General features: G+C 71.1%; 10 protein-coding genes. 4 read left to right on the top strand and 6 right to left on the bottom strand.

Annotated elements, in window-relative coordinates; genetic code table 11:
* The first annotated feature begins 67 nt into the window (after positions 1 to 67).
* On the top strand, positions 68 to 526 hold the full coding sequence (locus tag GKQ77_RS20825; protein ID WP_219690438.1) for a hypothetical protein: 459 nt from the start codon (positions 68 to 70) through the stop codon (positions 524 to 526).
* 35 nt (positions 527 to 561) lie between these two features.
* Here the strand turns inward: GKQ77_RS20825 and GKQ77_RS20830 are convergent, their stop codons facing one another.
* The 3 genes from GKQ77_RS20830 to GKQ77_RS20840 form a co-directional block, all read right to left on the bottom strand.
* Positions 562 to 1593, bottom strand: coding sequence for an RNA polymerase sigma factor SigF (locus tag GKQ77_RS20830; protein WP_219690439.1), 1032 nt, complete (start codon positions 1591 to 1593; stop codon positions 562 to 564).
* Positions 1590 to 2003 carry an ATP-binding protein gene (locus GKQ77_RS20835; protein WP_030780840.1) on the bottom strand — a complete coding sequence of 138 codons (414 nt, stop codon included), beginning with the start codon at positions 2001 to 2003 and terminating at the stop codon, positions 1590 to 1592. Before GKQ77_RS20835 ends, GKQ77_RS20830 begins: the two co-directional genes overlap by 4 nt.
* 247 nt (positions 2004 to 2250) lie before the next feature.
* Complete coding sequence (locus GKQ77_RS20840) at positions 2251 to 2511, bottom strand: UBP-type zinc finger domain-containing protein (protein WP_125515041.1); 261 nt, start codon at positions 2509 to 2511, stop codon at positions 2251 to 2253.
* 45 nt (positions 2512 to 2556) lie between these two features.
* On the opposite strand from GKQ77_RS20840, the gene GKQ77_RS20845 reads away from it, so the two are divergent.
* Positions 2557 to 4155, top strand: coding sequence for a Na+/H+ antiporter (locus GKQ77_RS20845; protein WP_219690440.1), 1599 nt, complete (start codon positions 2557 to 2559; stop codon positions 4153 to 4155).
* Here GKQ77_RS20845 and GKQ77_RS20850 read toward each other — a convergent pair.
* From GKQ77_RS20850 to GKQ77_RS20860, 3 genes are all read right to left on the bottom strand, one after another.
* Positions 4134 to 5078, bottom strand: a complete 945-nt coding sequence (locus tag GKQ77_RS20850; RefSeq protein WP_219690441.1) for a 1-aminocyclopropane-1-carboxylate deaminase/D-cysteine desulfhydrase — start codon at positions 5076 to 5078, stop codon at positions 4134 to 4136. The genes GKQ77_RS20845 and GKQ77_RS20850 overlap by 22 nt on opposite strands.
* Before the next feature lie 143 nt (positions 5079 to 5221).
* Positions 5222 to 5812, bottom strand: a complete 591-nt coding sequence (locus GKQ77_RS20855; RefSeq protein WP_219690442.1) for an N-acetylmuramoyl-L-alanine amidase — start codon at positions 5810 to 5812, stop codon at positions 5222 to 5224.
* Positions 5813 to 5951: 139 nt separating this feature from the next.
* Positions 5952 to 6188, bottom strand: a complete 237-nt coding sequence (locus tag GKQ77_RS20860) for a hypothetical protein (RefSeq protein WP_219690443.1) — start codon at positions 6186 to 6188, stop codon at positions 5952 to 5954.
* 250 nt (positions 6189 to 6438) lie between these two features.
* Between GKQ77_RS20860 and GKQ77_RS20865 the strand changes: the two genes are divergently transcribed.
* Positions 6439 to 7845: a family 2B encapsulin nanocompartment shell protein gene (locus tag GKQ77_RS20865; RefSeq protein ID WP_219690444.1), complete on the top strand. Its 1407-nt coding sequence runs from the start codon at positions 6439 to 6441 to the stop codon at positions 7843 to 7845.
* 132 nt (positions 7846 to 7977) lie between these two features.
* A complete protein-coding gene (locus GKQ77_RS20870; protein WP_258021681.1) occupies positions 7978 to 9036 on the top strand; it encodes a family 2 encapsulin nanocompartment cargo protein polyprenyl transferase in 1059 nt (352 codons plus the stop codon).
* The last annotated feature ends 53 nt before the right edge of the window (positions 9037 to 9089 follow it).

Genomic DNA, 9089 nt, shown 5'->3' on the forward strand with positions numbered 1-9089 from the left:
GGGCCGGGGTGTCCGGGCGGCCCGGGGCAAGGGGGAGCGCGGATGCGCCCGCGGCTACCCTGCTGGAGTGAGCACTGAGCGGAAAACCACCCCCGAAGCCCCGGAACCGGCCGTGTCGGGCCCGCGTCCCGGGCGGCTGACCGCGGCGGCGGCCCTTGCCGCGCTGGAGGGCCTCGCCCTGCTCGCCGGGGGTGTGTACATGCTCGTGATGGGCCTCGCGGGCAAGCCCGACAATCCGCAGCAGGCGGAGACCGGCGGCATCACACTGATCGTCCTCGCGCTGTTGCCGCTGCTGGCCGCGCGCGGGCTGCTGAAGCTGCGCCGGTGGAGCCGCGGGCCCGCGATCATCACTCAGATCATGGCGCTGCCGGTCGCCTGGCAGCTGCTGCAGGCCGACAGCGCGGCGATCCCGGCCGGCATCGTCCTGGCGATCGTGGCGGTGGCGGCGCTGGTACTGCTGGTCAATCCCGCGACGACCGAGGCCCTTGGCATCCGGGGCCCCGGCAACGTAGCGGACCGGAAGTAACCGCTACTCCCCGTAGCCATTACCCGGAGTAGTCGTCACTCCTCCACCAGGAGCTTCTCGCGCAGCTGCGCCAGCGTGCGGGCGAGCAGGCGCGAGACGTGCATCTGGGAGATGCCGACCTCCTGTGCGATCTGCGACTGGGTCATGTTGCCGAAGAAGCGCAGGAGCAAGATGCGCTTCTCGCGCGGAGGCAGGTCCTCCAGGAGTGGCTTGAGGGATTCGCGGTACTCGACGCCCTCCAGGGCCTCGTCCTCGGCGCCCAGGGTGTCCGCGACGGCCGGGGACTCGTCGTCCGTGTCGGGGACGTCCAGGGAGAGCGTGGAGTAGGCGTTGGCGGACTCCAGGCCCTCCAGGACCTCCTCTTCGGAGATGCCCAGCTTCTCGGCCAGCTCGTGCACCGTGGGGGAGCGGCCGTGCAGCTGGGACAGCTCGGCGGTGGCCGTGGTCAGCGCCAGCCGCAGCTCCTGGAGACGCCGGGGGACGCGGACCGCCCACCCCTTGTCGCGGAAGTGCCGCTTGATCTCTCCCACGACCGTCGGTGTCGCGTACGTGGAGAACTCCACGCCGCGCTCCGGGTCGAAGCGGTCCACGGACTTGATCAGGCCGATCGTGGCGACCTGGGTGAGGTCGTCCAGGGGCTCGCCCCGGTTGCGGAAGCGGCGGGCCAGGTGCTCGACGAGCGGCAGGTGCATGCGGACCAGCTGGTTGCGCAGCTCCGCGTACTCCGGACTGCCGTCGTCGAGGCCGCGCAGCTCGATGAACATCGCGCGTGCGCCGCTGCGGTCCTGTGGATCGTGCCGGCTGTGCTCGTGCTCGCTCATGTTTCCCGCCCGTCGCCCGCCGCCCCGGCCGGAGAGCCGCTTGAGCTCGTCCTTGGCGGTCGGCTCTGCCTGCTCCGACACATCGGCCACCGTCAGCGGACCCGGACGCCCCGGGTCCTCCGGGTGCGGTTTGGCCTGCTGCTCGGGGATCCCGGTGGCCATGGGGCGCACCCCCTCCCTGCCGTCGGCGGGCAGACTCTGTGTGCCGCGCTCTTCGTCACGCACCGGCCCGTCCCCGTCCCTCACGCCGGCCCGGGTCCCGCGCCGCGCTTCTTGTAGAGGCTGATCGAGACGGTGTTGTCCTCGGCGACGGTGGAGTCCACCTGGCCCGCGAGGGCCGACAGCACAGTCCAGGCGAAGGTGTCCCGCTCCGGGGCCCGGCCGTCGGTCGTGGGCGCCGAGACCGTCACCTCCAACGAGTCGTCGACGAGCCGGAAGACGCAGCTGAGCACGGAGCCCGGCACGGCTTGCTGGAGGAGGATCGCGCAGGCCTCGTCGACCGCGATGCGGAGGTCCTCGATCTCGTCGAGAGTGAAGTCCAAACGCGCCGCGAGGCCGGCCGTCGCCGTCCGCAGCACCGACAGGTAGGCACCCGCAGCCGGAAGGCGGACCTCCACGAAGTCCTGATTCCCGGGCTCGCCTGCGATCTGGGACACCCTCACCTCCAAGGTGGTACAAGCACTTTCGGGGCTCCAGCGCCGCCGTCCTGCGGCGGTCCGGACTGCGTCACACGGGTAACGCGCCACGTAGTTCTGCGGTGACGCTATCGCGCTCCCCAGCTCCGTGTCCCGGGGACCCCGCCCCGTTGCTGTCACTCATAGTAAGCATATGAGTACACACAGTGGCTAGGGGTCGGGCGGACCCAATTGGAAAGAACGGGCGTCGGGTTGACGTACCCAGGCGTCAGACGATCGAACCGTCCACAAAGCACCAGCGCCAGCTCTCGCCCGGCTCGAAGGTCCTCATCACTGCGTGTGAGGTCTCCTTGAAGTGCGCCGTCGCGTGCTGGAACGGCGAGGAGTCGCAGCAGCCCACATGACCGCACTCCAGACACAGCCGCAGCTGGACGGGGTGGCTGCCGGCCGCCAGGCACTCGAGGCACGTGTCGCTCAGCGGGGCCACCTCGGGGTGCGGCAGCGCTGCCACGTGCGGGCACTCGTTCATGATTGCCAGGTTACGACGGAACGCGGAAGGCGGAGGGGTCTGCCGATGGACGTACTGCCCCTGGTGGCACTGATCGCGGCGAGCGCCATGGTGGCGGGGGCCGCGCGCAGGACGCCCGTACCCGCCCCGCTGCTCCTGGTGGGGGTGGGGCTCATCGCCTCGTACGTCCCCGGAGTGCCCGACTACCACCTCGACCCGCACATCGTGCTGCCGCTGATCCTGCCTCCCCTGCTGCACACGGCCGCCCTGGAGAGCTCCTATCTGGACCTGCGCGCCAACATCAGGCCCGTCGCGCTGCTCTCGGTCGGCTACGTGCTTTTCGCGACGCTCGCCGTCGGCTGGCTCACGTATCTGCTGATCCCCGATCTGCCGCTGACCGCCGCGCTGGTGCTCGGGGCCGTCATCGCGCCTCCGGACGCGGTCGCGGCCACCGCCATCGCGCGCAGGGTGGGGCTGCCCTCGCGAATCACCACGATCCTCCAAGGCGAGTCCCTGGTGAACGACGCCACCGCGATCACCGCCTTCAAGGTGGCCCTCGCGGCGGCGGTCGGGGAGGGCGCGAGCTGGACGGGCGGCGTCCAGGAGTTCCTGGTGGCCGCCGTCGGAGGGGTCGGCGTCGGGCTCCTCCTGATGGTGCCGATCCACTGGCTGCGCACCCACCTCAAGGAGGCGATGCTGCAGAACACCCTCTCGCTGCTCATCCCCTTCGTCGCCTACGCGGCCGCGGAACAGGTGCATGCCTCCGGAGTGCTCGCCGTGGTCGTCGTCGCCCTCTACCTGGGACACCGCTCCTGGCAGGTCGACTTCGAGACGCGGCTCCAGGAGGCCGCGGTGTGGAAGGTCGTCGCGTTCATCCTGGAGTCGGCGGTCTTCGCGCTCATCGGGCTGCAACTGCCCATCGTCCTCAAGGGACTCGGCGAGTACAGCGTCGGACAGGCCGTCTGGTACGCGGCCGGGGTCTTCGTCTTCGTCGTGGTGGCGCGGTTCGCGTGGTCCTACCCGGCCACCTATCTGCCGCGTGCCGTGTCGGCGCGCATCAGGGAGCGCGAGCGGGACATGGACTGGCGCAGGCCCCTGATCGTCAGCTGGGCGGGGATGCGCGGCGTGGTCTCGCTGGCCATCGCCTTCTCGATCCCGCTCGCCATGGAGGACGGGGAGCCCTTCCCCGCACGCAACCTTGTCCTGTTTCTGACCTTCACCACGGTCATCGGCACGCTCGTCGTGCAGGGTCTCTCGCTGCCGTGGCTGATCCGTGTCCTGAAATTGCCGGGCCGGGACGCGCAGGCGCAGACGCTCGCCGAGGCGCAGGCGCAGAACGCCGCCTCGCAGGCCGCGGAGGCCCGCGTGGAGGAACTCATGCGGGACGAGCGCAACCGCCTCCCAAGGCCCCTCCAGGACCGTCTGCGCACCGTCCTGGAACGGCGGCGCAACTCCGTGTGGGAACGGCTCGGTCAACCCAACCCCGTGACGGGGGAGTCGGCGGACGACACCTACCGGCGGCTGGCGCGCGAGGCGATCGCCGCGGAGCGCGAGGTGTTCGTGAGGATGCGGGACGAACGGCGCATCGACGACGAGATGATGCGGACGCTGCTGCGCAAGCTGGACCTGGAGGAGGCTGCCGCCTACCGGGAGGTCGAGGACTGAGCCGGCGTTCCGCCGCTGCCGGTGATCACCGCGGTGAGGCGGGTGCCGGGCGGGAAGGCGCCCTCTTCGGAGAGGGCGGTCAGGGCGTAGAGCAGCTTGGCGACGTAAAGGCGCTCTACGGAGAGGGCCGTCCGCGGGCCGTGGCGGCGCTCGAAGTCCTCGGCGAAGGCGATGAGTTCGGGTGGCGTACGGGCATAGCCGCCGCAGTGGAAACGGTCGTCCAGACTCCAGTTGCCGGTCGGCTCGCCGAACGTCTCGCGTTGCAGGGCGCCTATCTCCGGGCCCAGGAAGCCGCCCTTGAGGACCGGTATGCCGAGGGCCCGCCGGTTCGCGCCGAGTCCCGCGGCGAGGCCCGCGAGCGTGCCGCCGGTGCCGCAGGCCACGGCCGCCACATCGGTGTGCTCGCGCAGCTCCTCGCCGAGAGCCGTGCAGCCCCGTACGGCCAGGGCGTTGCTGCCGCCCTCGGGGATCACGTACGCGGTCTCCGCGCCCGTCTCGCCAAGGATCGCCGCCAGCGTCCCGGGGTTGCTCTTCGCGCGGTACGTCGATCTGTCGACGAAGTGCAGTCGCATGCCGTCGGCCGCGCAGCGGGCCAGGGAGGGGTTGAGGGGGCGCCCGGCCAGTTCGTCGCCGCGCACGACACCGACGGTGGCGAAGCCGAGGAGGCGGCCCGCGGCGGCCGTGGCGCGCAGATGGTTGGAGTAGGCGCCGCCGAAGGTCAGCAGGGTGTCGTGGCCCGCGTCGGCCGCGGCCCGGAGGTTCAGGACGAGCTTGCGGTACTTGTTGCCCGGCAGGTCCGGGTGGATCAGGTCGTCCCGCTTGAGCAGCAGCCGCACTCCGTGGCGGTCGAAGCGGTCGTCCTCTATGCGCTGCAACGGCGACGGGAGCCGGGGTCGCAGTCCGGCGGGCGGGGTGGAGTGCACCCCGCCATTGTCCCCCGCGGCACGCCGTGCGGCAGGGGCCGGATCGGCGGAGGAGGCTCGCGCCCGGACTCGGCCCGGGCCACGTGCCTCTCCGGGGTGTCGCTCGAGGCGTTCCTCGTCGTTCCCTGAGGCGTTTCTCGACGTTACTTGAGGCGTTCCTCGACGCGCTCGCGCATCCAGTCCATGGTGAAGCCGCGCGGGTCGACCTTGCCCGGCTGCCACTCCAGGTGGCCGATCACCGAGCGCTCCGTCCAGCCGTGGACGCGGCAGATCGCGGCCGAGACCCGCTCGATGGCATCCAGCTGGACGTCGGGCCAGGGGTCCTCGCCGTCGCCCAGGTTCTCGCACTCGAAGCCGTAGAAGTGGCGGTTGCCGTCGCTGTTCGACTCGTTGTCCGGAGGCAGGCCCTTCTCGGCGATGACCGCCCGCAGCACGTCGTCGTCGCCGAGACCGGCGTGGTTGGCACGGCCGTAGCCGATGAGGTGGACGCTGCCGTCCTTGGTGATGACGCCGTGACAGAGCGGGCCGGGCAGCGACGGGTGGCCGACGCGGCAGATCTCCACCGTGCGCTCGCTGCCCGAAGTGACGGTGTGATGGATCATCACGCCGTGCACGGGGCCCCAGGGCCCTTTGTGGTTGCGGTTGTGGTGCTCCCAGTCGCCTACTTCGACGACGGTCACGCCTTCGTCTCGCAGAGCCTCCAAGAAGCGACCCGCGGACATGGGTGGGGCCATGACCGCCTCCTTTGCGGGGCGCGACGGCCGCCGGTCGCGAACCGCCTCATACGCCCTGCTTGTACCGGAACTCCGGTGGCCGGACCAGTTGTTCGGAATTCATCCGAGTGCTGTTCGGGCACCGTGCGAGCCGATCCGGTCAGTTGCCGTGCAAGAAGGCGTCGCCGTGCATCGCGATGTGGGACTCCACGGCCTCCAGGGCCTGCTGGGTGGCCTGCGGGGAGCCGGTGCCCCTGCGCTCCGCGTAATACGCGGCGCCGAGCTTCTTCAGGAGGGCGTCGCCCGCGCGCTTCTCCTGGACCTCGTCGAGCTTCTGCTTGCCCTGCGTGAGGCCACGCTGCGCCTGCTCTTTGGCGCGATCCAGGAAGCCTGCCATGTGCTGTCTCCTGCCGGTTGAAGCCAAGGGGTGCGGGCGGTGCCGCCCCGCAAGTCTTCAACGGGGGCGGTGATCTCGCAGTTCCCGGCGCTCAAGCGGGCGAGCCGGTTGCGCCGGACGGGTGGAAACCGCCCCCCTGCCCCACATACGCGTGATCCATTCCCGCTCGTTTGTGTAATGGCGCCGCCACGTTCCGTGCTGGAAAGCTGGCGGTCGCAGATCACCGCAGGTACTCGGGAGGGCACACGCAATGTCGGTAGGCGAAGAGATCCGCGCGGAGTCGGAGAAGCCGCAGCAGAGCCTCGGCACATCAGCCGCTCGGAATCTGGCCACCACCACCAAGTCGGCACCGCAGATGCAGGAGATCAGCTCGCGCTGGCTGCTGCGGATGCTGCCCTGGGTGCAGGTGCAGGGCGGAACGTACCGGGTGAACCGGAGGCTGAGCTACTCGGTCGGTGACGGCCGCGTGACCTTTGTGAAGACGGGTGACCAGGTCGAGGTCATCCCCGCGGAGCTCGGCGAGCTGCCGGTGCTGCGCGACTTCGACGATCAGGAGGTGCTGGCGGAGCTGGCGCGGCGGTGCCGGCAGCGGGAGTTCGCACCGGGCGAGGTTCTGACCTCCTTCGGCAACCAGGCGGACGAGGTCTTCCTGCTCGCGCACGGCCGGGTGGAGAAGGTCGGCACCGGTCCCTACGGCGGCGACGCGGTGCTCGGGACACTCGCCGACGGCTCCTACTTCGGGGAGGCGGCGCTCCTCGACCCCGAGGCCATCTGGGAGTACACGACACGCGCGGTGACCGCCTGTACGGTCCTGACGCTGCCGAGGCAGGACCTCGAACAGGTCGCCGAGCGCAGCGAATCACTCCGCGGCCACCTCCACCGGCTGCGCTCCATCCCGCCCCAGCGCACCAACAAGTACGGCGAGGCGTGCATCGACCTCTCGGCCGGACACGTCGGCGAAGCCGTGCTGCCGGGCACCTTCGTGGACTATGAATCAGCCCCGCGTGAGTACGAGTTGAGCGTCGCCCAGACTGTTCTGCGCGTCCACACGCGCGTGGCCGACCTCTACAACCAGCCGATGAACCAGACGGAGCAGCAGCTGCGGCTCACCGTCGAGGCGCTCAAGGAGCGCCAGGAGCACGAGCTGATCAACAACCGCGAGTTCGGACTCCTGAACAACTGCGAGTACGACCAGCGGATCCAGCCCCACGGCGGTGTGCCCAGCCCCGACGACATGGACGAACTGCTCAGCCGCAGGCGCGGATCGAAGCTCTTCCTCGCCCACCCGCGCGCGATCTCCGCGTTCGGGCGCGAGCTGAACAAGCGCGGACTCGTCCCCGAGACCATCGACGTCGCGGGCAACAGGATCCCCACCTGGCGCGGGGTGCCGATCTTCCCGTGCAACAAGATCCCGGTGAGCGAGGCCCGCACCACGTCCATCATCTGTATGCGTACGGGTGAGGAGGAGCAGGGCGTCGTCGGCCTGCGGCAGAGCGGCATCCCGGACGAGATCGAACCGAGCCTGTCGGTGCGGTTCATGGGCATCAGCGAGCAGGCGATCATCTCGTACCTGGTCTCGACCTACTACTCCGCGGCCGTGCTGGTCCCGGACGCACTCGGAGTCCTGGAGAACGTCGAGATCGGCCGCTGGACATGAGCCCCGGACCGTGTCCGTGGCCGCGGCGCCGGGTACACCACCTCCGTACGCGCCCACAGGCCGAGGAAGCGCCACCGTCCCCCTCCTTTTCGGGGTGAGTCCATGACGGACACGACGACGGACTTGGCAGGCATGGCGGAGAGGGCGGCATGGCCGCGGGGTTCCGGTGACGGGCACGAGGCCGCGGAGGTCCTGGCGGCGGCGCGCGCGTGCGTCGACCCCGAGTTGCGCCGCGCGATCGACTCGCTGCCCGGCTCCCTGCGCCGGGTCGCGCGCTACCACTTCGGGTGGGAGCACGCCGACGGCTCACCGGCCGCGGGGAACGCGGGCAAGGCCATCAGGCCCGCTCTCGTGCTCGCCGCGGTGCGGGCGCTCGGCGGGGAGCCCGCCGTCGCCGTGCGGGCCGCGGCGGCCGTGGAGCTGGTCCATAACTTCACGCTCCTGCACGACGACGTGATCGACCGCGACACCACGCGCCGGCACCGGCCCACCGCCTGGACCGTGTTCGGTGACGCCGACGCGATCCTGGTCGGCGACGCCCTGCAGGCGCTGGGCCAGCGGCTGCTCGCCGAGGACCCCCACCCGGGGGCCCCGGCGGCGGCCGCCCGGCTGGCCCGCTGCGTCGTGGAGCTCTGCGCGGGGCAGCAAGCGGACCTCGCCTTGGAGCGGCGCGGTCCGGAGGAGGTGACGCTCGACGAGTGCCTGGCCATGGCCGAGGCCAAGACCGGGGCGCTGCTCGGCTGCGCGTGCGCGCTCGGGGCGTTGTACGCGGGCGGGACACCGGAGGAGGTCGACGCGCTCGACGGGTTCGGCAGGGAGGCCGGGCTCGCCTTCCAGCTCATCGACGACGTCATCGGCATCTGGGGCGACCCCGGACACACGGGCAAGCCGGCGGGCGCCGACCTGGCGGCCCGCAAGAAGTCCCTGCCGGTGGTCGCCGCGCTCGCCTCGGCCACGCCGGCCGCCACCGAGCTGGCCGGGCTGTACGGCGGGCCGCCCGCCGAGAGCGAGGCCGAGCTGGAGCGTGCGGCGCATCTGGTGGAGCGGGCGGGCGGACGCGACTGGGCGCAGGTGCACGCGGCCGACCGGATGTCACGGGCGGTGGGCCAGCTCGCCAGGGCCGTCCCGGATCCGGAGGCGGCGGGCGGACTGCTGGCGCTCGCCGAGTTCGTGACGCGGCGCACGCATTGAGGGGCGTAGCGGCGTACGGGCGTATGGCGGTCAGGGGGTGAGGAGGGGAGGCC

Source organism: Streptomyces anatolicus, from assembly GCF_019400875.1.
GTDB classification, from domain to species: Bacteria; Actinomycetota; Actinomycetes; order Streptomycetales; family Streptomycetaceae; genus Streptomyces; species Streptomyces anatolicus.